The sequence below is a fragment of the Streptomyces sp. NPDC096012 genome (assembly GCF_040426375.1).
GTDB lineage: Bacteria > Actinomycetota > Actinomycetes > Streptomycetales > Streptomycetaceae > Streptomyces.
In genome coordinates, this window is record NZ_JBEOTD010000017.1 from 61,018 (window position 1) to 84,325 (window position 23,308).

Consider the following 23,308-nt stretch of genomic DNA (forward strand, 5'->3'; position numbering starts at 1 on the left):
ATCGGGAGCCGAGGTGATCAGATGCGTACTTCGACCGTCTTCGCGAGGCGGTCGTGCAGACCGCGGCCGTCCCGGTCCCAGACCAGGGCGGGGATCGCGAGGCACAGCAGGAAGGTGCGCAGCAGCGAGCGCAGCGGGCTGACCGTGCCCGTCTCCAGGGCCACGACCCGGATGCCGAAGAGGCGCTTGCCCGGGGTGAAGCCGATCGTGCCGACGGTCAGGGCGCTCATGACGAAGAAGACGCCGAGCGCCCAGTTGCTCGTGGCGGGGGCGTAGCCGTGCGTGATCAGGCCGTATGCGATCAGGACGCACAGCGCCCAGTCCACGGCCAGCGCGCCGAGCCGCCGTCCGGGCCGGGCGATCGAGTTCGGCCCTTCCTCCGGCAGGCCCAGCTGCTCGCCGCGGTAGCCGAAGTCGGCGCCGGCGTCTTCCATGGCCGCGCGCGGCCCGGAGAGCCACGATCCGATTGCCCGCCTGTTGTCCACCCGACCACGGTACTGTGCCCGGTTCCGGGCAGTACACCGAGGGGTGGGTCGGGGCTACGGTGGAGAGGTGATCGGTTAACTTCTGCGAAACAAACGGGTCACGCCCGAGAAATCACCCGTCCCTAGGGTCGAGGCCAGCGTGTGCCACCGCACTGGCCGCACGAACGATCTACCACCCCGGCGCCGACGGTCGGGAGTAGGAGGAGCTGGATGTTCCAGAACGCCGACGAGGCCAAGAAGTTCATCGCGGACGAGGAGGTCAAGTTCGTCGACGTCCGCTTCTGCGACCTGCCGGGCGTCATGCAGCACTTCACGGTGCCCGTCGAGGCGTTCGACCCGGACGAGGAGCTGGCCTTCGACGGATCGTCGATCCGCGGTTTCCAGGCCATCCACGAGTCCGACATGGCTCTGCGTGCCGACCTGTCCACGGCCCGTGTCGACCCGTTCCGCCGCGACAAGACGCTCAACATCAACTTCTTCATCCACGACCCGATCACGGGCGAGCAGTACTCCCGTGACCCGCGCAACGTGGCGAAGAAGGCGGAGGCGTACCTGGCGTCGACCGGTATCGCGGACACCGCGTACTTCGGTCCCGAGGCCGAGTTCTACGTCTTCGACAGCGTCCGCTTCGCCACCTCGGCGAACGAGTCCTTCTACCACATCGACTCCGAGGCGGGCGCCTGGAACACCGGCGCCGTGGAGAACAACCGCGGGTACAAGGTCCGCTACAAGGGCGGCTACTTCCCGGTGCCGCCGGTCGACCACTTCGCCGACCTGCGCGCCGAGATCTCCCTCGAGCTGGACAAGCAGGGCCTGCAGGTCGAGCGCCAGCACCACGAGGTGGGCACCGCCGGCCAGGCGGAGATCAACTACAAGTTCAACACCCTGCTGGCCGCCGCCGACGACCTGCAGCTCTTCAAGTACATCGTGAAGAACGTCGCCTGGCGCAACGGCAAGACGGCGACCTTCATGCCGAAGCCGATCTTCGGTGACAACGGCTCGGGCATGCACGTGCACCAGTCGCTGTGGACCAACGGCGACCCGCTGTTCTACGACGAGGCCGGCTACGCGGGCCTGTCGGACACCGCCCGCTACTACATCGGCGGCATCCTCAAGCACGCCCCGGCGCTGCTGGCCTTCACCAACCCGACCGTGAACTCGTACCACCGTCTGGTGCCGGGCTTCGAGGCGCCGATCAACCTGGTGTACTCGCAGCGCAACCGCTCCGCGGCCATGCGTATCCCGATCACCGGGTCGAACCCGAAGGCCAAGCGCGTCGAGTTCCGCGCCCCGGACTCCTCCGGCAACCCCTACCTGGCCTTCTCCGCCCTGCTCCTCGCGGGCCTGGACGGCATCAAGAACAAGATCGAGCCGGCCGAGCCGATCGACAAGGACCTCTACGAGCTGGCTCCCGAGGAGCACGCGAACGTGGCGCAGGTCCCGACCTCGCTGAACGCCGTCCTCGACGCGCTCGAGGCCGACCACGAGTTCCTCCTCCAGGGTGACGTCTTCACGTCCGACCTGATCGAGACCTGGGTCGACCTCAAGCGCACCAACGAGATCGCCCCGCTCCAGCTCCGCCCGCACCCGCACGAGTTCGAGCTGTACTTCGACGTGTGATATCGCCCCAGGTCAGAGCGGGTTTCCGCTCCCCTGGGCCGTGTGTGGGCCGTCGGCCGGTTCTCCGCCTTGAGGAGAGCCGGCCGACGGCTTTGTTGTGCGCGGGAAGGGGGGCCAGGTGAGCCACGGGGACGGCATCTCGGTGTGCATCTGGCAGGCCTACGTCGGGCCACGGGGAAGTCGCAGCGGCAGCTGGCGGAGTTGCTGTGCCTGCTGTCCGGCACCCAGTCCGTCACCCGCAACGAGGTGTCCCGCTGGGAGCGCGGCGCCCGCGTTCCCGAGGTATGGCTGCCCCGGATCGCCCAGGCCCTCGGCATCCCGCTGCGGGAGATGGAACAGGCCGCCATCCCATCCGGACGCGGCGATCTTGCCCGCCGGGTCGGCGACCGCCGGCGCGGAGCCGTGCGGTGGCGTCATCGGCCGGCGGGCCTCGGTGTCATCGCCTCGCGGCCCGGCCGCCTCATCGCCTGGTCGTCCGGGTGGTGGTCCTGGTGGCCGCACGGGTGAGGACGGTGTCCAGGTGGCGGGCGCGCCAGGCGCTCAGTACCCATGCGGTGGGCAGTTGGAGCGTGAACATGGCGAGGACGGCCGACACGAACGCGGTGTCGGCCGGGGCCTCGTCTCCGGCCGACCAGGAGGCGAGGCCCGCGCACACCAGGAGAACGACCAGATAGGCGGATCCGTCGAGCAGCGGCACCCGCCACATCGGCAGCGGGTCGGTCAGCCGGCGGGTCAGTGTGAGCGTGATCGTCGCCGCCACCGCGAAGACGCCGTTCCACGGGTTCTTCACCCAGGCCGAGACCCAGGTGCCGAGCCCGCCGGAAGCGGCATGCCAGGCGAGGTCGACCGCGGCCGCGGTCAGCAGGGACAGCACCGTGACGGTGAGTGCGTAGCAGACGGCTGCGCGCCAGGTGACGGTCATGTCACGTTCCCCCCTGTCGGTAGCGGGCCACCGGACGGCGGCCCGCTGTGACGATCATCGTCCTACCGGGCCGCCGGAGGTGGGAAGCCGGGGTCAGTAGCCGCCGCTGTTCCCGATCGTGCCCCGCTCGCAGGACGGCTGGGACAGGCACATCAGGCTCTGCATCCGCGACTGGTGCACGGTCTTGGTGGTGTGGCTGCTGCCACTGGTGTAGCCGTACAGGTACATCTCGTGGTCCGGCGCCTTCCGGTACTTGCCGGAGACGTAGAAGTCACCGTTGCGGGCCAGGCGCGCGTCGTAGAAGACGCCGATGCCGGCGCGGCGGGCCCCACCCGAGGGGCAGAACGGGTCGGTGGCCTCGATCTGTGCATGGACGGCGCGGGTCTTGCCGTCGAAGCGGGTCTTGGTGCGGAAGTCGATGCCCTTGGTGGAGGCCTTGCGCCGGTCCACCTCCACGCCGTCCTTGTTGTACACCCGCGTCACCCCGGTCTCGGGGAACAGGTCGTACGGCGACTTCGTCCAGTAGACGACACCGCGCAGGCTCGCCCGGAACGACGGTCCGGTGACCTTGCTGGAGAAGCCGTGGTTGTCGCCGCGGTACTTGAAGCCCTTGGTGTACTTGCAGCCCGAGATGCCGCGCAGGGCGGTGGGGATGGTGGCCCACTTCTGGCGGATGAACGAGCGCCACACCACGGCGGTCTTCGTGTACCTGCGCGCCCTCGCCTCCACCTGCTGCGCCGTCCTGGCGAGGGTGGCGGTGTCGTCGCCGCGCGGGACGGTGGCGGTCAGGCCCCAGGTGTGGCCCAGCCCGGAGGCCTCGCCGCTGATCCGGTAGTCGACCTCGCTGCCCGCGCTCACGGCGGTGTCGCGCAGGCTGTGCCCGGTGGTGTCGGCGATCTTCACGCCGTTGCGGTACACCGTGTACCGGCCCGAGCCGAGGTTGGGCCAGGACAGGTCGACGAAGTGGGAGGACGCCGCCCAGGCGGCGCGCTCGTCCTTCACCGGGGAGTTGGCGAGCGTGATGTCGGCGATGACCTTCTGCCCGCCGGCGGCCAGCAGTTGGGTGTCGGTGGCCTTGCCGAGGTAGGTGGCGAGCTGCTTGACCGCGGCCCCGTGGCCGGTCAGCGACGTCTTGTCAGAGGCGAATCGTCCGCTGCCGGAGTCGAGGACGAACACGGCCTTGCCCGGCCGTGGCGAGCCGGCTTCCCCGGCTGAGGCGGGGGTGAGCGAGGACGCCAGGAGAACGGCGGGGACGGCCGCCGCCGCGAGCGCGCGCGGCACGGAGCGCTGCCAGTGCATCAGGACTTCCTTAGAGCAGTAGGAACGTGACGGGTTGGCGGGTGTCAGGACAGGCCCCACTCCTGGCGGACCCGGCCGGCGTTGCCGTCCCAGTCCGTCTTCTCCAGGTACGGCTTGGAGCCGGGACGCGTCGACTTCGAGGCGATCGCCTTGTTCTTCGAGACGCTGATGAGGTGCGAGGAGGCGAGCGACCACTGGTGGTTCTTGTTGGACGGCTTGCAGGTGGTCTGGACGAGGTGGTTGGCGGAGCCCACGGCCAGGCACTTGCCCGACTTGTCGTTCTTGATGGTGAAGACCGACCCTCCGTGGTGCGCCCGCTTCAGCGTCCACCGCTGCGTCTTGTCGCTCCTGGAGCACTTGCCCACGACGAGGGCCGCGTTGTTCCTCGTGCTGCCGCCCATCGACAGGCAGGTGTGGGGGGCCCACACGCGCTCCAGCCGGGTGTGGGCGTAGGGGTCCCTGGCCTGCGGGGCGGCGCCCGCGGGGCCCGCTGTGGCGCTCAGGGTGCCGGCTGCCACGGCAGCGAGCACGAACGAGGCGGCTGACTTGCGCATCGCATCTCCTTGGTCGGTCGTCTGCTTCGACGGCCGAACGTAGGGGCGAACGAGGCGTCTCACCAGGTCCGTTGGGGAGGTGTACGAAGGGGCATTGCCCGAAGGGGCGGGGTGCCGGTCCGGTTCGAGTGGGACCGTGGTCCTCCTGCGCCTTCGCCGCCGTCACTTCGGTCAAGGCCCGGTCCCCGCGCCCGGGTTGGCGGCCGTTGCGGACGTGCTCACGAGCCCTCGCCGCGGCCACTTCGGGCAAGGCCCGCTCGCCGCACCGGGGTTGGCGGCCGTCATGGATGTGCTCGCAGCCCTCGCCGCCGCCCTTCGGGCAAGGTCCGGTCCGCGCACCCGGGTTGGCGGCCGTTATGGACGTGCTCATGTCGGCGGCCCCCGATAGGTTGGGAACCGACCGCATGCTGCACCCGGGCCACGGGGGTCTGCTGGGAAAGCCTGGGGTCAGGAAGGACCACCATGACCGCACCGTCCGACACGGCGAATCGGCTCTGTTCGTACCGGCGCACGGGACACAATCCCGTGACGGGAGTATGGAGACTGGAAAGCCTGACGGGACGCGAGAGAGAGGTACTCCTGCTGCTGGGAACGGGCCTGGGCAACCGTGACCTGGCCCGCGAACTGGGCATCGCGGAGCGCACGGTGAAGGCGCACATCGCGAACATCGTGGACAAGACCGGGCAGCAGACCCGTACCCAGGCCGCGATCATCGCCGCTCTGGCGCACGAGGCGCTGTGCTCCGACACACACTGCACACAGCACCTGGCGAACGTGCCGGCGCACAGACGCCGGGCGTCGGTCGCGTAGCAGGACCTGCCGACCCGCGCTGACCTCCGTGCCCGCCTCGACCAGGCGGGCACGGAGAGCGGGTACGGAAGAGCGGATCCGGCGGGCACGGAAGCGGCCGCGACGCCCCGCCGCGAGACACTCGCCCCGCACTACCCCGGGCGCCGGAACCGGCCGCGGTACTCCGTCGGTGTCGTGTCGAGTCTGCGGCGGAAGGCTCTGATGAGGGTGTCGACGGTGTTGAAGCCGCAGGCGGTCGCCACCCGCTCCAGGGTGTCGTCGGTGGACTCCAGCCGGTTGCGGGCCGCCTCCACGGCTCGCCGTCCTCATCGAGAAGCAGATCGCCAGCCCCAGAAGACCGGCGCGGGTGGCGCTCCCGCTGACCGGCGATCAGGGCCGCTCGGCGGGAGTGCGGGTGATCAGCCGGCGCCTTCCTCGGCGGCGATCCGGGCCTGCACTTCGGCGCTGTCAGTGCCGGCGGCGCGCTTGCCGTAGCCGCGGTGGATGACCATGAGTCGGTTCTGCGTGCCGTTCTTGTCCCGGTAGACGACCACGGCTGGTCCGGCGCCGCTGGTGTGGCCGGGGAACTGCTGGTCGTCGGTCCAGGGGCTGCCGCTCTGATAGGTGGTCCACCACAGATTCTGGTCGGCACTGCCATGTCCGCGGTGGATGCAGAAGAGCTTGTTGTCGAAGACCGCCAGACCGGGCCCTTCCAGGCCGGCGGCGCACTCGCCGCCCATGTCGGTGTCCTCGCCGAGATCGGCCGGATCCACCCGAAGGTCGCGCCCGCCCGGGCCGGATGGCCCGATGACCCGATGGCCGGATGGCCGGATGGCCGGATGGCCCGATGGCCCGATGGCCCGATGGCCCGATGGCCCGATGGCCCGATGGCCCGATGGCCGGATGGCCCGATGGCCGGATGGCCCGATGGCCGGTTGCCTGGATCGGCGGCGTCTCCGTCGTGCAACCTTTCCCGCTTCCCAGCCTTCCTATTGTCGGGAGGTCATCCCTCCTGACCCTGCCGGGAAGAGAGAGGTTGAACGGGGATGGCGGAAGAGAACGACTGGCAGCACGATTTCGATCACGCCTGGGCGAACTCGGCCGAGCACAAGGAGCCCTCCGCCCGGGCCCGGATGCTGGCCGCCCGCTGGCGGGAGAACCCGCCGGATCCGGCCCCGTTCCGCGCCGACCCCGGCCCGGCGACGCCGCGCCGGTCGCCGTGGGCGTCGACGGCCGTGGTGATCGGCTGCGTGGTCGCGGTGATGATCCTGATCGGCTACCTGCAGATGCGCTCCACCTGAGCGGGGGCACGCGCTCAGCGGGCGCCACGCGCTGAGCCTGGGCGACGGGCTGAGCCGGGGCCGCGCACTCGGCGGGGGGGCACGCCCTGAGCCGGGGCCACGCTCTGAGCAGGGGCGACGGGCTGAGCCGGGGCCGCGCGCTGAGCAGGGGGAACGCGAGGCTTTGCTGGCCCTAGGACCGTTCGCGACCTCCCCATGGCCGTCGGCAGGTGCACACTGGACACCGGGACGAGTGCCTGACTTGCGGGGTGATGCAGATGCAGAGCCGCTTCCGGAGCGATCGGCGGCTGACCGTACGCATGGGTCTGACGCTGTTCCTGCTCGGACTGCTGTACGTCGGGTTCGTCGCGGCGCTGATCGTGCTGCTGAAGTCCTGGCTGCTGGTCGTCGTCCTGATCGGGGCGATGTTCGTGGCGCAGTTCTGGTTCTCCGACCGGATCGCCATGTTCGCGATGCGCGGGCGGGTGGTGGAGCGGGAGGAGTTCCCGGAGCTGCACGCGGTGGTCGACCGGCTGTGCGCGATCGCGGACATGCCCAAGCCGGTGGTCGCCGTATCCGACATGGACATGCCGAACGCGTTCGCCACGGGGCGCAATCCCGACCACGCCGTGGTCTGTGTGACCACGGGGCTGCTGCGGCGGCTGGAGCCCGCCGAGCTGGAGGGCGTGCTCGCGCACGAGCTGTCGCACGTGGCGCACAAGGACGTCGCCGTGATCACGATCGCGTCGTTCCTCGGGGTGATCGCCGGACTGATCGTGCGGTTCGCCTTCTACTCGCAGCTCTTCGGCGGGGGCCGCAGGGACCAGAACACCGCCGCCGTCTTCGCGGTCGTCATCGGCGTCTCGGCGGCCGTGTACGCGATCAGCTTCCTGCTGATCCGGGCGCTGTCCCGGTACCGGGAGCTGGCGGCCGACCGGGCCGCCGCGCACCTGACCGGGCGGCCCTCGGCACTGGCGTCGGCGCTCACCAAGGTCTCCGGGGACATCGCCCGGATCCCGACCAAGGATCTGCGCACGGCCCAGGCGTTCAACGCGTTCTACTTCACCCCGGCGACCGGCAAGGAGCCCGGCATCGAGCGGTTCTTCTCCACCCACCCGCCCCTGCGGCAGCGGCTGGACGAGCTGGGCCGGATCTCGGCGGAGCTGGGCGAAGCGGCCGTTCCGGGGACGGCCCGCCGGGAGACGGCGGACTGAGACGGTTGATCCGAGGGCGCTGCGGAAGGCGGGCTGAGCATTGGGGCTGCTGGACATTCTGCTGGGGCGCACGAAACCGGTAGCGCCCGATCTGGACCAGCTCTTCGCGCTGCCCTCGGCAGCCGTCACCCTGCAGGCGGTGATCGGTTTCACGCCGACCGGGCACGGTGCGGTGTGCTTCGCCACGGTGGAGGGCGCGGCCTTCGAGCAGACCCACCGGGAGGTCCAGGCGCTGCTCGACGCGGACACCGACCGCACCGGCCCGCCGGTCGAGCTGCGCCAGGACGGCTACGGCTACTCGTGGCTGGTCTCCCGGCGGGCCCCGGACCAGCTGCCGCAACTGGTCAACGACCTGCACGCGGTGAACAGCTCGCTCGAGGCCAACGGCTTCGGCCCGCAGCTGCTGTGCTCGCTCGTCGGGTTCACGAACGACGCGGGCCGGCGGCTTGCGCTCGTCTACCTCTACAAGCGCGGCACCTTCTATCCGTTCGCCCCGCTGCCCGACGGTTCCGAGCGGCGGGACAACGCGCTGGAGCTGCGGGTGAAGGCGGCGCTCGGAAACGATCTGCGGATCGAGGAGGACGTGAGCCGCTGGTTCCCGCTGTGGGGCGCCCCCGGCCTGTGACCTGGGGACGCGTGCCCTGAGCCGTGACCGACAGGCGCGTCCCCCACCTGTGACCGAAGGACGCGCGCCCTGAGCTGTCGCCGAAAGGCGCGTCCCTGGGCCTGTGACCGACAGGCGCTTCCCGGACCTGTGACCGAAGGACGCGCGCCCTGAGCTGTGGCCGACAGGCGCGTCCCTGGGCCTGTCACCGACAGGCGCGTCCCCGACCTGTGATCGGAGGACGCGCGCCGGCCCGTAGCCCGAGGACGCCCCGGCTCAGCCGTTCTTCCCCTGACGCCGGGTCTCGAAGGGGCGCTCGCGCCGGTAGCGGCGTTCCCACTTCGCCTGCCGGTCGCGGCGCTCGCGGTAGGCACGGTAGCTGTCGGGGACGGCGCCCGTGCCGGCGGGCGAAGCCGGTGCGCGGGGTGGCGAGGGTGTGCCGGGCGAACCGCGCCCCTGCGTCGCGTACAGATAGAGCAGCGCGACGGCGGCGAGCCACCACAGGTGGTTTCCGATTCCGAGAATCACCAGGACCACGGTCCCGGTAGCGACGATGCCACGCATTTCGGACCTCCACAGGGCGATCGGGGCAGGAGTCGGCGAGGTGCCGTGTGATCTGCCGGGGGCTGGGGTGTGTCGGCTTCGCGCCGTTCGTCCGGCGCGCGAGGCCGTCCTGCTCGGGGCGGGGGAGCCGTCCTGCTCGGGCGGGGAGGCCGTCCTGCTCGGCGCCGGGAGGGCCTTCCCGTTTCCAGCGTAGGGAGGCCGTCACCACGCCCGCATCCCGTTTTCCGGGCCCCGATCACCCGTGAGTGAATGGCTCCCATGGCCGAGCTCTCCTGTTTCACCCACGACCACGACGGCGAGCGCCTGAGCGCGGTCGCCGCCGGTCCACCGGGCCGCGCCACCGTGCTCCTCCTGCACGGCGCCGGCAACGGCAGCAAGGAACGGCTCCTGCCGCTGCTGGAGGAATTCGCCGCACAGGGCTGCCGCGCTCTGGCGTTCGACTTCTCGGGGCACGGCGAAAGCAGCGGCCGACTGGCCGAGTTGAGCCTGAGACGGCGGTACGAGCAGGCGGTGGCGCTGCTCGACGCCCACGGCCCGGCGGACGATCCGCTGGTGCTGGTCGGCTTCAGCATGAGCGGCCAGACGGTCGCCGACCTCCTGCGACTCCACGGGCGCCGGGTGGCGGCCGTCGGCCTGTGCGCGCCCGCCGTCTACTCCCCCGCCGCCTGGGACCTGCCCTTCGAGGACGGCCGGGGCCGGTTCAGCGCGATCATCCGCACGCCGGACAGCTGGCGCGACTCCCCCGCCCTGCGGGTCTATGCCGCGTACGAGGGCCGGGCGGTGCTGGCGGTGCCGGGCACCGACGCGGTCATCCCGCCGGCCGTGACGCAAGCGGTGCAGGACGCGCTGAAGGCGCGCGCCGCGTACACCCGCCTGGAACTGCCCGACGCAACGCACCAGTTGGGCCTGTGGTTTCGCGACCACCCCGAGGACCGACGGCAGTTCGTGGCCGCCCTGCTGACGGCAGCGGACCCGGACGCGCGGCAGCCACCGCCGCCGCGCACCCGTCCGGCCCCGGGGTGAACCGGAGGGGCTGCGGCCGGGCCGGCAGAACCCCGTGAACCGGGAGACTGCGGCCGGGCGCGGCCGGGCCGGCAGAACCCGGTCGACCGGGAGCCCGCGGCCGGGTGCCGGCCGAACCCGGTCGACCGCGAGGCCGCGGCCGGGTGCCGGCCGAACCCGATGGCCGGAGGAACCGCGGCCGGGCGGCGCCGTGTTCGCGGAGCCCCCTGGGCCGGGGATGCCGGGTGCCCTCGCCTGAGCAGGGCGCCCGGCGGCGGCTCACCGGCTGTAGCGCATGAGCGCCCGCACCATGTGGCACGTGGTGTCGGAGGGTGGACGCATGCCGATTTCCTCCGCCGCGTCGCGGATGGTCTCGTTCCGAGCCTGGCCCGGCAGGTAGACCCCGGAGTCGAGGAGGGCTATGGCGAGGCGCATGGCCTTCAGGCGCCGGTTGTGCGTGACGTACCACTCGCGCGGGCGGCCGGCCGGCAGCGGCAGCTTCACCACGGGCTCGTACGGCGAGTCGAACAGCACGGGATGCTTGACGGTGGACTGGGTCGGCAACGGCTTCGTCTTCAGGGCGGCAGCGGGCACGGGCATCCTCCTGTCGCGGTCAGGACTCCACCGGGCGAATCCGGTGACATCCTCGAACACTGCTTCAAGTCTACTGCCCCCCACTGACATCCAGGCAGTCCGCGAACCGCGACGAACAGCCAGGTGGGGATGGAAGTTGGCGCCCTGTCACCCCAGGTTCGCAAGATGCGCGGGAGACGCCGATTAATCGAACAGCCGCTGGGTGCGCACCGCGCCCCGCCCCCTCGTCGCGCCGGCCCGCGGCCCACGTCGGCGGGGGCGCACGCGTACCGTGTCCGCATGGAAATCTGGATCAATCCGGCCTGCTCCAAGTGCCGTGGCGCGATCGGCGTGCTCGATGCCGAGGGGGCCGAGTACACCGTGCGCCGGTACCTCGAGGACGTGCCGAGCGAGGACGAGATCAGGGCCGTGCTCGGGCGGCTGGGCCTCGAGCCGTGGGACATCACCCGCACGCAGGAGGCCGCGGCCAAGGAGCTGGGGCTGAAGGAGTGGCCGCGGGACGACAGCGAGCGGGACCGGTGGATCACCGCGCTCGCCGAGCACCCGAAGCTCATCCAGCGCCCGATCATCACCGGCGACGACGGGACGGCCCTGGTGGCCCGCACGGAGGAGGCCGTACAGGAGGCCCTCTCGCGCAACAAGAGCTGAGCGGCGCTCAACTCCTCTGTGACGCAGGTTACTTCGGAGAGTCCCGGGACCGCTGAGCAACCGTGTTCGGTATCTCGTACCTAGCGACGTACGGCCCCCTACCTCTTCAGGAGGCGCGCATGTCGCGCAGGAGCACTCTCGGTACGAAGAAGAAGATCGCGCTGCTCGTCAGCGCCGCGGCGATGGCGGGGGGCGGTGCCTTCGCGCTGGCCACCACCTCCGACGCCGCGCAGAGCCCACAGCAGGCGAAGACGCTGTCCGCCGGTGACTCGACCACCTGCCAGGGGCTGGCCACGGCCCTCGGCAACAACGAGAAGTTCATCGCGGGCCAGAAGGCGGCTCCGGACGCGCAGTCGGCCGCCCGCATCGCCAACCGCGAGGCGGTCATCGCGCAGATCAAGGTCCAGCAGAAGGCGGCGGGCTGCACCGTTGGGGAGTCGGCTCAGGACTCCCAGGGGGCGCAGGGCGCGGGCCAGCAGGGCAACGCGGGTCAGGCCGGCGCGGGCCAGCAGGGCGGACAGCAGGCCGGAGGTGCACAGCAGGGCGGACAGCAGGCCGGAGGTGCACAGCAGGGCGGACAGCAGGCCGGGGGTGCACAGCAGGGCGGACAGCAGGCCGGCGCCGGGAACGGCGGTGACGCGGCCGCGGCCTCCGGTCAGCAGGTGTGCAAGGGCTCGACCGTGACGCTCTCCGGCGAGGGCGGCGCCCCGGCCGCCTCCAGCGGCCAGTTCCCGGCGGGGACGACCCTGAAGGTCACCAATCTGGACAACAACAAGTCCACGACGGTGAAGGTGACGTCGGTCTCCGGCAGCTGCGTCCTGCTCAACAACGCGGCCTTCGAACAGGTCCGGGAACCCGGCAAGTTCCTCATCCGCCGTGCCGTGATCGAGAAGGTGGGGTGAGGTTCGGCCACCGGACGGGAGGTCGGTGAGACGCCGGGCGTGGCCGTCCGGCGCCGCTTGCGGCAGCGCGTGGTGCGAGACGTCCGGCAGGACGGCCGTCTCCACGTGTGGCGGCAGCGCGGCGGCCCGGGCCGCCACCCGCGCGGGGTCTCGGGTCCTGCTGTTCGCGGCCACGAGCGGCAGGACCGGCACCGTCAGGGCGCGCGGCGCGGCCGGATGCGGCCGGGGGGCCGGTCACCGGTCAGCCGGCCGGGAAGCCCGCGGCGGCCTCCTGAAGGTCGGCCGGTCGGGGTCCACGGGCGCGCCCCCGTTCTCCCCGGCGAGGAACGCGCGGACCCGGCGGGGCGTGGGGCGCAGCAGCATCGGCAGGGCGTGCAGCGGGTACGCCGCCTTGGACCCGGCGAAGCATCCGGTCGGGTCCAGGAGGAACAGGCGGCGCACCCGGGCCGGCCAAAGCAGCGCACCCGGGCCGGTGAACGCAGGGCGTGGTGCGGCGCGATCCAGCCGCCGCAGGAATGTCCGGCCGGATCGACGGCGGTGACGCCGTGACCGCCCGGGACGGCGTCCGCCGCCGCCCGGGAGCGGAAGGAACAGCGGGGACGCGCCGCCGCCCGGGAACGGGAGGAACAGCGGGGGCACGCCGCCGCCCGGGAACGGAAGGAACAGCGGGGACGCGCCGCCACCCGGGAGCGGAAGGAGCGGCGGGGGCGCGCCGCCGGGGCCGCAGACGGTGACGCGCGTCCGGCCGAAGGGCGTGGGCACCGTGCGGGCCTGCCGGTCGCCAGGCCGCTTCGCCATGACCTTGTCGTACGCAACCCGGAACGCGTCGCGGTCGTGTCCGGTCATGGACGGGCCGCGATCCGGGACTTCCCGCGGGGGTGCGGGAGGCGGCGGCCGGCGGGGAGCGAACGGCCGTGTCCCGCCTCATTTCCCCCACCAGGTGAGCCGTGCCACACCAGGGTCAGGAAACACGGGGTTCACATATGGGCAATGGACGGGAAACGGCCTGTTGACAGGCTGCCCGGCAGATCGAGCGGCGCCCCGGTGCCGCAGCGCCGCGGCATCCGCGAGTGCGCCCGACCCACCCCGAAGGATGTGGCCCCGTGGCCTTCAAGGCTGAGTACATCTGGATCGACGGCACCGCGCCGACGGCCAAGCTCCGTTCCAAGACGAAGATCATCACGGGTGCCCCGGCCGGTCTCGACACGCTGCCGGTCTGGGGCTTCGACGGCTCCTCCACCAACCAGGCCGAGGGGCACTCCTCGGACTGCGTGCTCAAGCCGGTCTTCAGCTGCCCGGACCCGATCCGCGGCGGCGACGACATCCTGGTGCTGTGCGAGGTCCTGGACACGGACCTGACCCCGCACCCGTCCAACACGCGTGCCGCGCTGGCCGAGGTCGCCGAGCGGTTCGCCGCGCAGGAGCCGATCTTCGGCATCGAGCAGGAGTACACCTTCTTCGACGGCACCCGCCCGCTCGGCTTCCCCGAGAACGGCTTCCCGGCGCCGCAGGGCGGCTACTACTGCGGTGTCGGCGCCGACGAGATCTTCGGTCGCGAGGTCGTCGAGGCCCACCTGGACAACTGCCTGAAGGCGGGTCTCGGCATCTCCGGCATCAACGCCGAGGTCATGCCGGGCCAGTGGGAGTTCCAGGTCGGCCCGCTCGCCCCGCTGGAGGTCTCCGACCAGCTGTGGGTGGCCCGTTGGCTGCTGTACCGCACGGCCGAGGACTTCGGCGTCTCGGCGACCCTCGACCCCAAGCCGGTCAAGGGCGACTGGAACGGCGCGGGCGCGCACACCAACTTCTCCACCAAGGCCATGCGTGAGGGATCCGAGGGCTATGCCGCGATCGTCACCGCGTGCGAGTCGCTCGGCGAGGGCTCCAAGCCGCTCGACCACGTCAAGAACTACGGCGCCGGCATCGACGAGCGCCTGACGGGCCTGCACGAGACGGCCCCGTGGGACGAGTACACCTACGGTGTCTCCGACCGCGGCGCCTCCGTCCGCATCCCGTGGCAGGTCGAGAAGGACGGCAAGGGGTACCTCGAGGACCGCCGTCCGAACGCCAACGTCGACCCGTACGTCGTCACCCGCCTGCTGGTGGACACCTGCTGTGCCGCGCTGGAGAAGGCCGGCCAGGTCTGACCGCACGCTCCGCGTGAGGGGCGCCCGCCACACAGGCGGGCGCCCCTCACACATGTCCGCGCCCACGCCCCGGCAGGCCCACGGAGCACGGCCGGTGACCGCCGCCTGCCCCGGACGCGGAGACCGCCGGCCGAGGACCCGGAAACGCCGGCCGAGGACGCGGGGACGCTGGCCGAGGACGCGGGGACGCCGGCCCGGGTAGGGGCGACGGCCCCGGTAGAGGCGACGGCCCCGGCAGGGGCGCCGGCCCGGGTAGAGGCGACGGCCCGGGCCGGGGCGACGGTGTCCGATGCGGGGGCGCCGACCGCGGTCACGGGGATCCACCGAGCCCGGTCACGGGGATCCACCGAGCCCGGTCACGGGGATCCGCCGAGCCCCTTGTCCGTACTCCGAGACGGCGGCGCGGACCGCCGCTGACGCGGAAGCCGCTGCCCAGGGCCGTACGACCGCCTCACCGGCCCGCGCAACACCGCCTTCACGTCAAGGAAGCGTCCAGGAAGTGAGAGGAGGGTCCTGTCCGGCACCCTTCTCTGCTTCAATGGGCGCATGGCCAGCTTCCAGAAGCACATCGCGACGGGTCGCCACGACCTCGAGCCCTTCTGGCCTTCCCGCCAGCACCACGACTTCGACCGGGTGTGTTGCCGCGCGATGAACGCGCGGGCCCTCTAAAGCCGTACCCCCGGCCTTCGGCCAGCGCGAAACGAAGTACGTCCCCCGGCGCCTCCGCGACCACGAATCGCGGCCGCCGCACCCCGACGAACTCCTCGCGCGAAAGAGCTGATCTCTCATGGCGACCACTCGTTCCCTCTCCACCGCCACCCTGACCGCCCCCGCCGCCAGCGGCACCCGGAACCGGCTGCGCGCCGTCGACCGGGACGAGGTGGTCGACGGCGCGGACTTCCTGCCCCCGGGCGCCACCTGGCTGCCCGCGCCGCAGCACACCCTGCCCAGCCTGCCCGGCCACCCGCCGATGGTCGGCTACCTGGTGCTGGTCCCCGCCGACCAGCGGCCGCCGTTCCCGCCGGTCGCGGTGCCGGACCCGGAGGTCGCGCCGACCGCGCAGGCCAGGCCGGCGGACGCCGAACCGCTGGTGCGGATCGACCCCGTGCGGCGCACCGCCCGTGTCGAGGGCCAGGAACTCGACCTCACCTACCTGGAGTTCGAGCTGCTCGCGCACCTGGTGGCCCACCCGCACCGGGTGCACACCCGCGACCAGCTGGTCACCACGGTGTGGGGCTACGGCCACGTCGGCGACGGCCGCACGGTCGACGTGCACATCGCCCGGCTGCGCCGCAAGCTGGGCCCCGGACACCGCCAGGCGATCCAGACGGTGCGCCGGGTCGGCTACAAGTACACCCCGCCGACCGGCCGCTGAGCCGCCCGCGCGCGCCCGGGACTCGCTGGGGGGAGACCGTCGCCGGCACCCGGCGGTGGCCGACGCGGATCGGCGGTACGGCACCGCGGCGGCCGGACCGGGCGGTGCGGGGCGTGCCCCCCGAGGGGGGAGGCGAAGGTGCCGGGCACGGCCAGGGAGGTGTACCTGGCACCACCCTCCAGCAGGGGGCGGAGGGCCAGTGACCCGCGTACCGGGGTCGGCCAGACTGACGGCATGAACACCGAGAAGAGCGACGCCTTGCGCACCCGCGCCCGCGAAGTGGTGCTGGCCGCCGTGCGGGGGCTGACACTGGCCGTGGCCGTGCTGCCCTGCAGTGTGGCGTTCCTCGTCCTGACCCTCCTGTCCGTCGTCCTCATCCCGGTCGGTGTCGGGCTCTTCACGACCCCGGCGGTCCTGACCGGTGTGCGGGCCCTGGCGGACACCCGCAGGAGGCTGGCCGAGGAGTGGTGCGGGGTGCGGATCCCGGCGGCGTACCGGCCCGTACCGGCCGGCGCCAAGCCGTGGACCCGCACCTTCCGCATGCTCGGCGACCCGCAGACCAGGCGGGACGTGCTGTGGCTGCCGGTGGACATGACCGCGGGCTTCTTCACCGCGCTGCTTCCGGCCGTGCTGCTCCTCTACCCCTTCGAGGGGTTCGCGGTGGCCGCCGGGATGTGGCGGGTGCTCTCGGCCGGCGGCACCTACTGGTACGGCTTCGTGCCGGTCACCGGCGGGCCGACCCAGCTCGGCGCGGCCGCCACCGCCGCCGTGCTCCTCTTCGCCACCTACCGCTTCACACCCCGCCTGCTCACCGTGCACTTCCGGCTCACCCGGGCGGTGCTCGACACCGGCGGCGGCGAACTCGCCGAGCGGGTGCGCGTGCTGACCGAGACCCGGCAGGACGCCGTGGACACCTCCGCCGCCGAGCTGCGCCGTATCGAGCGGGACCTGCACGACGGCGCCCAGGCCCGGCTCGTCGCCATGGGCATGGACCTCGGCACCATCGAGATGCTGGTCGAGCGGGACCCGGCCCAGGCGAAGCGGCTGCTCGCGCAGGCCCGCCGGAACTCCGCCGACGCCCTGGAGGAGCTGCGCGACCTGGTGCGCGGCATCCACCCGCCGGTCCTCGCCGAACGCGGACTGGGTGATGCCGTACGGGCGTTGGCGCTGCGGCTGCCGCTGCCCACGGAGGTGACCGTGGACCTGCCCGGGCGGCTGGACGCACCGGTGGAGTCGGCGGCCTACTTCGCGGTCAGCGAGGTGCTCACCAACGCCGTCAAGCACTCCGGCGCGGACCGGATCTGGATCGACGTGCACCACACCGAGGGCCGGCTGCGGGTCACGGTCACCGACAACGGCAGGGGCGGCGCGGCGATCGGGGCCGGCTCGGGCCTCGCCGGGGTCGAGCGGCGGCTCGGTACATTCGACGGTGTCCTCGCCGTCAGCAGCCCGCCCGGCGGCCCCACCCTGGTGAGCCTGGAGATCCCGTGCGCGTCGTCCTAGCCGAAGACCTCTTCCTGCTACGCGACGGGCTGGTCCGGATGCTGGAGGCCTACGGCTTCGAGATCGCGGCCGCCGTCGAGTCCGGACCCGAACTGACCCGGGCCCTGGCCGAGTCGCGGCCCGACGTCGCCGTGGTCGACGTCCGCCTGCCGCCCACCCACACCGACGAGGGCCTGCAGTGCGCGCTCGCGGCCCGCCGGGAGCGGCCCGGGCTGCCGGTGCTGGTGCTGTCCCAGCACGTGGAGCAGCTGTACGCGCGCGAGCTGCTCGCCGACGGCGACGGCGGGATCGGCTACCTGCTCAAGGACCGGGTCTTCGACGCCGACCAGTTCGTGGACGCCGTACGGCGGGTGGCCCAGGGCGGCACGGCGATGGACCCGCAGGTGATCCAGCAGCTGCTGTCCCGGCGGGCCGGCGCCGACCGGCCGCTCGGCCACCTCACCCCGCGGGAGCGGGAGGTGCTGGAGCTGATGGCGCAGGGCCGGTCGAACGCCGGCATCGCGGCGCAGCTCGTGGTGACGGAACGGGCCATCGCCAAGCACACCTCCAACATCTTCACCAAACTGGGCCTTGAGGTGTCGGACGATGACAACCGGCGCGTTCTGGCCGTGCTCGCCTATCTGGACGGCGATCGCTGATCCGCGCGAACTCCCGCTGGTCGGACACCCGTTGGGGGCCGTGTGACGCGAGGAGTCCGTGAGGAATTCGTGGGACGGGTGAACACCTCGGGGGCGGCGTCCGTATGGAAGGGCGCCGCTTCACTCCTGTCGGGCGCCTCGATGCTGCCCCGCAAGGAAGTCAGAGGAGTTCCATGGGACGCAACACACGAAAACGCCGTACGCCGCTGGCCACCAAGGCCATAGCCGCATCGGCGGCCCTAGCGCTCGGTGGGGGCGGGCTGATCTGGGCGAACTTCTACGCCTCGGCGCACGAGTCGAACCACCAGACGTGGGGAGGCAACCAGACCAAGGCCGCCTCGGCCCAGGTCGCGACGCTCTCCTGCCCGGACGTCGGCCAGAAGCTGACGAACGTGCCGGAACGTGCCCGGGGGGAGGTCGCCGGGGAGCTGGCCAACCTCGACCGCCAGATCACCGACGCCTACCAGCGTCTGGCGACCACGCGGGACGCGCAGACCAGGGACGCGAGTTTCGTGCAGAACTCCATCCTGCAGCCGCTGGTGGAACGGCGGAAGGTGATCCTCGACCGGATCAAGCTGGAGATCACCCGGCAGGGCGGTACCGCGCCCGGCGACCTTGCGGTCCTGGCCACCTGCACCGCCCAGAACGCCGATCAGACCACCGCCGGTGGGCAGAACGGCCAGAACGGTCAGCAGCAGAACGGCCAGAACGGTCAGCAGCAGAACGGCCAGCAGCAGAACGGCCAGCAGCAGAACGGCGGCCAACAGCAGGGCGGTCAGCAGAACGGCGGCCAGCAGCAGAACGGCGGCCAGCAGCAGGGCGGTCAGCAGAACGGCGGCCAGCAGGGCAACGGGCAGCAGCAGAACATCGGCGGGCAGGCCGGCAACGGCCCGGTCGCGGCCGACTTCGTGGACATCACCAAGGTCCAGCCGAACGTGCAGGCCAAGCCCCGCCAGAGCCGCGGCGCCTCGACCGGCACCTTCACCACGCGCTGCGGGGTGAACGCCAACAAGAACCACAACACCGACAACGTGATCGTGGCGCCCGGCGTGACCAACGGCGCGCACCACACGCACGACTACGTCGGCAACCAGAAGATCAACGCGTTCTCCAGCAACCAGACGTTCCTGCAGGGCGGCACCAGCTGCCAGAACCGCAGCGACCTGTCGTCGTACTACTGGCCGGTGGTCCGCCTCCAGGACGGCTCGCAGGACTTCGACCAGAACCAGGACGGCGGTGGCAAGGAGGGCAACGTCGGCAAGATCCTGGTCCCGTCGCAGGCGCAGATCAAGTACGTGGGCAGTCCGCGCGGCAAGGTCGTGGCGATGCCGCAGTTCCTGCGGATCATCACCGGTGACGCCAAGACCACCACCAACGGCCTGGCCAACGCCAACGCGCACTGGAGCTGCACCGGCTTCGAGAACAAGGTGCAGCTGACCACGCAGTACCCGATCTGCCCGCAGGGCAGCAAGGTGGTGCGTACGTTCGCCTTCCAGAGCTGCTGGGACGGGCAGAACGCGGACAGCGCCAACCACCGCACCCACGTGGCGTTCGCCGACGCGAACGGAAACTGCCAGAACGGCTTCAAGGCCATTCCGCAGCTGACGATGCGCCTGGTCTACGACATCACCCCGCCGACCCTCCAGAACGGCCAGGTGAAGAACGCCTACGCGGTGGACGGGTTCCCCGAACAGCTGCACAAGGCGGCCACGGACCACGACGACTTCATCAGCATCACGAAGAACGGTCTGGCCAACAAGATCGCCAACTGCATCAACCAGGGTCAGAACTGCTCCTGACCCTCGCAGCGGGCCCATGACAGAAGGCCGGTGACGGATCCCCCTCCCGTCACCGGCCTTCGCCGTGCCCGCCGGACGCGTCAGCCGCCGTGCGCGTGCGCGTGGTGGTCGACGCCGTTCTCGAGCTCGCCGCCCAGCGTGCCGCGCAGCGCCGAGACCACCCCGCCGTCGCCGACGGCCACCCACTTGCGGCCGACGAGGTAGTGGCCGCCGTAGTCCTTCGCGTCGTTGATCCACTCGCGCTGGCCGCGGTCGGTGGCGAAGGTGGCGAGGATGAACCTGCCGTCGCCGTTCCTGCAGAGGGCCTGGCGGATCTCGTCCGCGTCGGTCTGCATGTTCGGCTTGCACTTCACCTGGGCCGCCAGGCTCTCCAGACTGCCGGTGGCGGTGGCCGGCACCGCCTTGGTGTCCGTGCCCGAGCTGCAGCCCGCCAGCACCGCTACGGCTGCGGCGCCGAGCAGCAGTCCTGTCAACCTCATCTGTTCCTCCGGTCGTGGTGGGCCAAGCATGGCGCGCGGAGCCCCGGCGCGGGACCCCGTCCAACGGATACGGCTTGCGCGCCCGCGGTGCTCAAAAAAATCGGCCCACGGAACGCGCACGGGTGTGCGAGGGTGCTCCGATGAACCAGAACTGGGAAGATCGCGTGGCCGCCGTCTGGGCCTCCTTCGACGACTATCCGGAGGAGCGCGCGCACGAGTTCCGCGCCCTGGTCGACGCACTCGTCGCCGAACTGCCGGAGAGCAGCCCGCTGGGCCCCTTCGAGCAGGCCTGCGCCTGGGACTCGACCGGGCACTCGGACAAGGCGGTGCCGTTGTACCGGGAGGCGCTCGCGCGGGGGCTCGACGGCTACAAGGGACGGCGGGCCAAGATCCAGCTGTCGAGTTCGCTGCGGAACACCGGGCAGGCCGAGGAGGGCGTGAAGCTGCTCACCCCGGAACTGGACGCGCCGTCGGACGAGTTGGACGACGCGGTGCGGGCGACCCTCGCGCTGTGCCTGTCCAGTCTCGGCCGCGACCGCGAGGGCCTGTCCCTCGTGCTCGGTGCCCTCTCTCCCCATCTGCCGCGCTACCAGCGGTCGATGGCCAACTACGCGCGCGCTCTGGTCGAACCGGAGGCGTGAACCACTCGTCCGGCGGTGACCTCCCACCGGTTCACTCGTTTTCCCGGACGTGCAGTCACAGGATGTAGCTCAGCGTCACGCACCCGCCTCCACCGCACCGGTCGGCTTCGAGCAGGCCGAGGCCGCGCTCGTCGAGCACTACCCACGTCTGGTCCGGATCGCCTATCTGGTGCTGCCGCCCGGTCTCGGGCGCTCCCGCCGGGTGCTGACCGCGCACTCCCTCGCCCAGCGCGCCCTGCCCCGCGGCCGCAAGCAGCCGTCCGTGCTGCCCGCACAGGCCTCGGGGCGCGAGGGCGACCCCGGGTACGTCTACCTGCGGGAGCGGGTGCTGCGCGCGGCCCTGGAGGCGGCCCGTCCCCGCAAGGGCCTGCCCCGGCTCGCCCAGCTGCCGGTGCCACTGCCCCAGGTGTGGGGGCTGCGGCTGTTCCCGCGCTCCGGCGGTGCCGACGAACTCGCCCTCGACCAGCGGCTGTCGACCCTGTCCGGACCGGCCCGGGCCGCGCACGTGCTGCGCGGTCTGGAGGGTCTGGACGACGCCGGCGTCCGCGCGGTCCTCGAGGTCGCGGGCGTCGACGACCCGGGCGGTGCGCTCGCGGCGGCGAACGGCGTGCCCGCGCAGCCCGCGCTGCTCTCCTCCCCCGAGTTCGACCCCTGCTCGCTGCAGGCCCGGCCCACCGATCTGGTGCGGCGCCGCCAGCACACCAAGGCCGCCCTCGCCGCGGCCGCCGCGCTCGCCGTGTGCGGGGCCCTGGTCGCCCTGCCCGGCGGCGGCTGGGGCCCGGACGGCGCCGCCGCGCCGGTCTACGCCGAGAACCCGGCCGCCGAGGCCGCCCTGGATCCCGGCAGACTCACCCGGGTCTCCCCCACCGCCTGGCGGTCGGCGGCGCGCACCGACTTCTCGGTGTGGCCCGCGCGCGGCCCGCTCACCGGCGACCGGGACCTGCTGCGCCGCGCCCTGGCCGTCTGGGCGCGCCCCGGTGAGACGGTCCGTGTCTCGGCGACCCCGGGCACCCAGACCGGTGGCCCGGCCGGACCGCCCCAGCTGCTCTACGCCGGAGTGGTCGACAACGCCCGGCTGGTGATCCTCTACGACGGGCTGCGCATCGCCCGCTACGCCGAGCCGAAGGACGGCACCCAGGGCGCGGCCCTGGACTTCGCGCGGGTCGACGGCGCGTCCGGCGCCGAGGCGAGCGCACTGGTGCTGGGCCGCTCCGACGGCAACGTCCGCTATCTGACCGCGCCCTGGGTGCGGAAGGTGGCCGCGCGCGACCTGACGAAGCCGGACGCGCCCGCCACGCCCCTGGCCCGCACCGGCGACGGCGTCACCGCGTCACTGGCCAGCCCCGCCCTGCGGCCGGGCACCTGCACCTCGTGGACCGTGCTCCAGCTGACCGACGCCTCCGGCACCCGGCTCGCCACCGACCTCGGTGAGCTGGTCCCCGCCCACCTGACGGCCGGCCGCCCCGGCGCGACCGGCGAGGCGTCCGGCGGGCAGGGGCTGCGCTCGTGGGCGCCGTTCGCCTGCTCGCTGTCGGACGAGCGCTCGTCGGGCATCCGCAGCGTCAACGCCTGGGCCTACGCCGAGCAGCCGCTGCCCGACGGCAGCGGAGCGGCCGGCTGGGTGTGCACCAGGGCCGAGACCTGGCGCGGCGCCGGTACGGCCGCGATGGCGCAGTTCCACACGCCGGGCGCGGCGGCGGGGACGGCCGTCGCGAAGGGCACGGACGTCCCGGCGTGCGGCGCACGCGATCCCCACGTACTGGCCGGGGTGCTGTGGAAGTCCGCCGCCGGGCACTGGTATCTGCTGGCGGCCGGCGGCAAGGAGACGGCGTCGATCCGGGCGACGGGCGGCGTCACCGCTTCCGGCAAGGGGCCGTTGCTGACGGCGCGGGCCGAGCAGGGGGCCCGGGCCGATCTCGAGGGGACGCTGGCGGACGGTGGCTCGGTCCACGGGCTGCGGTGAGCCCCGGCGCCACCGGCCCCGGTGCCACCGGGCTTCACCGTCGTGGCCGGGCGACGGCGTGCCGAGAGGGTGGGCCGCCACACTCCACCCTGCCGGGCGCCGCGCGGCGCGAACTGCCGGACACCGCCCACTCCTGCGAGCAGGGGTTCTGCGGGTCCTGCCAACAGCGGGTGCCGGAGGGTGAGGTAGGCCACCGGGGCGAGCTGCCGACGGACGCGGAACGCGCCGGCTCCGTGCTCATCGGCGCGTCCCGGGCCCGGAGCGACCGCCTGGTGCTCGACGTCTGAAA

Annotated in this window: 26 protein-coding genes and 1 pseudogene; 18 read left to right on the forward strand and 9 right to left on the reverse strand. The window is 72.2% G+C overall.

Going from position 1 to position 23,308, the window contains the following annotated elements; genetic code table 11:
* Positions 1-17 precede the first annotated feature (17 nt).
* Complete coding sequence (locus ABVB68_RS18475) at positions 18-485, reverse strand: RDD family protein (protein ID WP_353602148.1); 468 nt, start codon at positions 483-485, stop codon at positions 18-20.
* Positions 486-695: 210 nt separating this feature from the next.
* Here ABVB68_RS18475 and glnA point away from each other — a divergent pair, with 210 nt between their 5' ends.
* A complete protein-coding gene (gene glnA, locus ABVB68_RS18480; RefSeq protein ID WP_353602149.1) occupies positions 696-2,105 on the forward strand; it encodes a type I glutamate--ammonia ligase in 1,410 nt (469 codons plus the stop codon).
* Between the two features lie 144 nt (positions 2,106-2,249).
* Positions 2,250-2,612, forward strand: a complete 363-nt coding sequence (locus tag ABVB68_RS18485; protein WP_353602150.1) for a helix-turn-helix domain-containing protein — start codon at positions 2,250-2,252, stop codon at positions 2,610-2,612.
* On the opposite strand, the gene ABVB68_RS18490 is transcribed toward ABVB68_RS18485, so the two are convergent.
* From ABVB68_RS18490 to ABVB68_RS18500, 3 genes are all read right to left on the reverse strand, one after another.
* On the reverse strand, positions 2,566-3,027 hold the full coding sequence (locus ABVB68_RS18490; protein ID WP_353602151.1) for a hypothetical protein: 462 nt from the start codon (positions 3,025-3,027) through the stop codon (positions 2,566-2,568). The genes ABVB68_RS18485 and ABVB68_RS18490 overlap by 47 nt on opposite strands.
* Positions 3,028-3,120: 93 nt before the next feature.
* Positions 3,121-4,326 (reverse strand): hypothetical protein, encoded by a 1,206-nt coding sequence (locus tag ABVB68_RS18495; protein WP_353602152.1) that lies wholly within the window; start codon positions 4,324-4,326, stop codon positions 3,121-3,123.
* A 44-nt stretch (positions 4,327-4,370) separates the two neighbouring features.
* Positions 4,371-4,880: an RICIN domain-containing protein gene (locus tag ABVB68_RS18500; RefSeq protein ID WP_353602153.1), complete on the reverse strand. Its 510-nt coding sequence runs from the start codon at positions 4,878-4,880 to the stop codon at positions 4,371-4,373.
* Between the two features lie 462 nt (positions 4,881-5,342).
* Between ABVB68_RS18500 and ABVB68_RS18505 the strand changes: the two genes are divergently transcribed.
* Positions 5,343-5,690: a LuxR C-terminal-related transcriptional regulator gene (locus ABVB68_RS18505; RefSeq protein ID WP_353602154.1), complete on the forward strand. Its 348-nt coding sequence runs from the start codon at positions 5,343-5,345 to the stop codon at positions 5,688-5,690.
* 131 nt (positions 5,691-5,821) lie between these two features.
* On the opposite strand, the pseudogene ABVB68_RS18510 reads toward ABVB68_RS18505, so the two are convergent.
* Together ABVB68_RS18510 and ABVB68_RS18515 are read right to left on the reverse strand one after the other, a co-directional pair.
* Positions 5,822-5,983: pseudogene (locus ABVB68_RS18510) on the reverse strand (helix-turn-helix domain-containing protein); the annotation flags it as partial.
* A 105-nt stretch (positions 5,984-6,088) separates the two neighbouring features.
* Complete coding sequence (locus ABVB68_RS18515; protein WP_353602155.1) at positions 6,089-6,442, reverse strand: hypothetical protein; 354 nt, start codon at positions 6,440-6,442, stop codon at positions 6,089-6,091.
* Positions 6,443-6,715: 273 nt separating this feature from the next.
* Here ABVB68_RS18515 and ABVB68_RS18520 point away from each other — a divergent pair, with 273 nt between their 5' ends.
* From ABVB68_RS18520 to pspAB, 3 genes are all read left to right on the forward strand, one after another.
* Positions 6,716-6,970 (forward strand): SCO2583/SCO2584 N-terminal domain-containing protein, encoded by a 255-nt coding sequence (locus ABVB68_RS18520; RefSeq protein WP_353602156.1) that lies wholly within the window; start codon positions 6,716-6,718, stop codon positions 6,968-6,970.
* A 251-nt stretch (positions 6,971-7,221) separates the two neighbouring features.
* Positions 7,222-8,163 carry a zinc metalloprotease HtpX gene (gene htpX / locus ABVB68_RS18525; protein WP_353602157.1) on the forward strand — a complete coding sequence of 314 codons (942 nt, stop codon included), beginning with the start codon at positions 7,222-7,224 and terminating at the stop codon, positions 8,161-8,163.
* Positions 8,164-8,203: 40 nt separating this feature from the next.
* Entirely contained in the window at positions 8,204-8,788 is a 585-nt protein-coding gene (gene pspAB / locus ABVB68_RS18530) for a PspA-associated protein PspAB (protein WP_353602158.1), read from the forward strand.
* A gap of 255 nt (positions 8,789-9,043) precedes the next feature.
* On the opposite strand, the gene ABVB68_RS18535 is transcribed toward pspAB, so the two are convergent.
* Positions 9,044-9,331 (reverse strand): hypothetical protein, encoded by a 288-nt coding sequence (locus ABVB68_RS18535; RefSeq protein WP_353602159.1) that lies wholly within the window; start codon positions 9,329-9,331, stop codon positions 9,044-9,046.
* 258 nt (positions 9,332-9,589) lie between these two features.
* On the opposite strand from ABVB68_RS18535, the gene ABVB68_RS18540 reads away from it, so the two are divergent.
* Complete coding sequence (locus ABVB68_RS18540; RefSeq protein ID WP_353602160.1) at positions 9,590-10,354, forward strand: alpha/beta hydrolase; 765 nt, start codon at positions 9,590-9,592, stop codon at positions 10,352-10,354.
* 258 nt (positions 10,355-10,612) lie between these two features.
* Here ABVB68_RS18540 and ABVB68_RS18545 read toward each other — a convergent pair whose 3' ends face one another.
* A complete protein-coding gene (locus ABVB68_RS18545; RefSeq protein WP_353602161.1) occupies positions 10,613-10,927 on the reverse strand; it encodes a hypothetical protein in 315 nt (104 codons plus the stop codon).
* A 279-nt stretch (positions 10,928-11,206) separates the two neighbouring features.
* Between ABVB68_RS18545 and ABVB68_RS18550 the strand changes: the two genes are divergently transcribed.
* The 8 genes from ABVB68_RS18550 to ABVB68_RS18585 all read left to right on the forward strand — a co-directional run bounded on the left by ABVB68_RS18550 (position 11,207) and on the right by ABVB68_RS18585 (position 19,936).
* Positions 11,207-11,575 (forward strand): arsenate reductase family protein, encoded by a 369-nt coding sequence (locus ABVB68_RS18550; RefSeq protein ID WP_353602162.1) that lies wholly within the window; start codon positions 11,207-11,209, stop codon positions 11,573-11,575.
* Positions 11,576-11,694: 119 nt separating this feature from the next.
* Positions 11,695-12,477, forward strand: a complete 783-nt coding sequence (locus tag ABVB68_RS18555) for an RlpA-like double-psi beta-barrel domain-containing protein (protein ID WP_353602163.1) — start codon at positions 11,695-11,697, stop codon at positions 12,475-12,477.
* Positions 12,478-13,580: 1,103 nt separating this feature from the next.
* The gene (gene glnII, locus ABVB68_RS18560; protein ID WP_353602164.1) at positions 13,581-14,621 is read left to right on the forward strand and encodes a glutamine synthetase; all 1,041 of its coding nucleotides are present in this window, start codon (positions 13,581-13,583) and stop codon (positions 14,619-14,621) included.
* Positions 14,622-15,167: 546 nt separating this feature from the next.
* A complete protein-coding gene (locus ABVB68_RS18565) occupies positions 15,168-15,290 on the forward strand; it encodes a hypothetical protein (protein WP_353602165.1) in 123 nt (40 codons plus the stop codon).
* A gap of 118 nt (positions 15,291-15,408) precedes the next feature.
* Positions 15,409-15,996, forward strand: a complete 588-nt coding sequence (locus ABVB68_RS18570; RefSeq protein ID WP_353602166.1) for a winged helix-turn-helix domain-containing protein — start codon at positions 15,409-15,411, stop codon at positions 15,994-15,996.
* 234 nt (positions 15,997-16,230) lie between these two features.
* Complete coding sequence (locus tag ABVB68_RS18575) at positions 16,231-17,499, forward strand: sensor histidine kinase (protein ID WP_353602167.1); 1,269 nt, start codon at positions 16,231-16,233, stop codon at positions 17,497-17,499.
* Positions 17,484-18,137, forward strand: coding sequence for a LuxR C-terminal-related transcriptional regulator (locus ABVB68_RS18580; protein ID WP_353602168.1), 654 nt, complete (start codon positions 17,484-17,486; stop codon positions 18,135-18,137). Before ABVB68_RS18575 ends, ABVB68_RS18580 begins: the two co-directional genes overlap by 16 nt.
* Positions 18,138-18,310: 173 nt before the next feature.
* The gene (locus ABVB68_RS18585) at positions 18,311-19,936 is read left to right on the forward strand and encodes a DUF1996 domain-containing protein (protein WP_353602169.1); all 1,626 of its coding nucleotides are present in this window, start codon (positions 18,311-18,313) and stop codon (positions 19,934-19,936) included.
* Positions 19,937-20,016: 80 nt separating this feature from the next.
* Here ABVB68_RS18585 and ABVB68_RS18590 read toward each other — a convergent pair whose 3' ends face one another.
* Positions 20,017-20,415: a hypothetical protein gene (locus ABVB68_RS18590; RefSeq protein WP_353602170.1), complete on the reverse strand. Its 399-nt coding sequence runs from the start codon at positions 20,413-20,415 to the stop codon at positions 20,017-20,019.
* A gap of 140 nt (positions 20,416-20,555) precedes the next feature.
* Here ABVB68_RS18590 and ABVB68_RS18595 point away from each other — a divergent pair, with 140 nt between their 5' ends.
* Genes ABVB68_RS18595 through ABVB68_RS18605 form a run of 3 tightly spaced genes read left to right on the forward strand, consistent with a single transcriptional unit; the run spans position 20,556 to position 23,306 of the window.
* Positions 20,556-21,056 (forward strand): tetratricopeptide repeat protein, encoded by a 501-nt coding sequence (locus tag ABVB68_RS18595; protein WP_353602171.1) that lies wholly within the window; start codon positions 20,556-20,558, stop codon positions 21,054-21,056.
* Positions 21,057-21,105: 49 nt separating this feature from the next.
* The gene (locus ABVB68_RS18600) at positions 21,106-23,019 is read left to right on the forward strand and encodes a hypothetical protein (RefSeq protein WP_353602172.1); all 1,914 of its coding nucleotides are present in this window, start codon (positions 21,106-21,108) and stop codon (positions 23,017-23,019) included.
* Complete coding sequence (locus ABVB68_RS18605; RefSeq protein ID WP_503006174.1) at positions 23,016-23,306, forward strand: 2Fe-2S iron-sulfur cluster-binding protein; 291 nt, start codon at positions 23,016-23,018, stop codon at positions 23,304-23,306. The genes ABVB68_RS18600 and ABVB68_RS18605 overlap by 4 nt, the downstream gene beginning before the upstream one ends.
* The last annotated feature ends 2 nt before the right edge of the window (positions 23,307-23,308 follow it).

Bases quoted from the DNA above. Each gene is read 5' to 3' on its own strand.
- ABVB68_RS18505 (WP_353602154.1), top strand. From the start codon at position 5,343: ATGACCGCACCGTCCGACACGGCGAATCGGCTCTGTTCGTACCGGCGC.
- ABVB68_RS18520 (WP_353602156.1), top strand. From the start codon at position 6,716: ATGGCGGAAGAGAACGACTGGCAGCACGATTTCGATCACGCCTGGGCG.
- ABVB68_RS18490 (WP_353602151.1), bottom strand. From the start codon at position 3,027: ATGACCGTCACCTGGCGCGCAGCCGTCTGCTACGCACTCACCGTCACG.
- ABVB68_RS18585 (WP_353602169.1), top strand. From the start codon at position 18,311: ATGGGACGCAACACACGAAAACGCCGTACGCCGCTGGCCACCAAGGCC.
- htpX (WP_353602157.1), top strand. From the start codon at position 7,222: ATGCAGATGCAGAGCCGCTTCCGGAGCGATCGGCGGCTGACCGTACGC.
- glnA (WP_353602149.1), top strand. From the start codon at position 696: ATGTTCCAGAACGCCGACGAGGCCAAGAAGTTCATCGCGGACGAGGAG.
- ABVB68_RS18540 (WP_353602160.1), top strand. From the start codon at position 9,590: ATGGCCGAGCTCTCCTGTTTCACCCACGACCACGACGGCGAGCGCCTG.
- ABVB68_RS18535 (WP_353602159.1), bottom strand. From the start codon at position 9,331: ATGCGTGGCATCGTCGCTACCGGGACCGTGGTCCTGGTGATTCTCGGA.
- ABVB68_RS18550 (WP_353602162.1), top strand. From the start codon at position 11,207: ATGGAAATCTGGATCAATCCGGCCTGCTCCAAGTGCCGTGGCGCGATC.
- ABVB68_RS18565 (WP_353602165.1), top strand. From the start codon at position 15,168: ATGGCCAGCTTCCAGAAGCACATCGCGACGGGTCGCCACGACCTCGAG.
- ABVB68_RS18575 (WP_353602167.1), top strand. From the start codon at position 16,231: ATGAACACCGAGAAGAGCGACGCCTTGCGCACCCGCGCCCGCGAAGTG.
- ABVB68_RS18595 (WP_353602171.1), top strand. From the start codon at position 20,556: ATGAACCAGAACTGGGAAGATCGCGTGGCCGCCGTCTGGGCCTCCTTC.
- ABVB68_RS18570 (WP_353602166.1), top strand. From the start codon at position 15,409: ATGGCGACCACTCGTTCCCTCTCCACCGCCACCCTGACCGCCCCCGCC.
- ABVB68_RS18495 (WP_353602152.1), bottom strand. From the start codon at position 4,326: ATGCACTGGCAGCGCTCCGTGCCGCGCGCGCTCGCGGCGGCGGCCGTC.
- ABVB68_RS18555 (WP_353602163.1), top strand. From the start codon at position 11,695: ATGTCGCGCAGGAGCACTCTCGGTACGAAGAAGAAGATCGCGCTGCTC.
- ABVB68_RS18590 (WP_353602170.1), bottom strand. From the start codon at position 20,415: ATGAGGTTGACAGGACTGCTGCTCGGCGCCGCAGCCGTAGCGGTGCTG.
- ABVB68_RS18500 (WP_353602153.1), bottom strand. From the start codon at position 4,880: ATGCGCAAGTCAGCCGCCTCGTTCGTGCTCGCTGCCGTGGCAGCCGGC.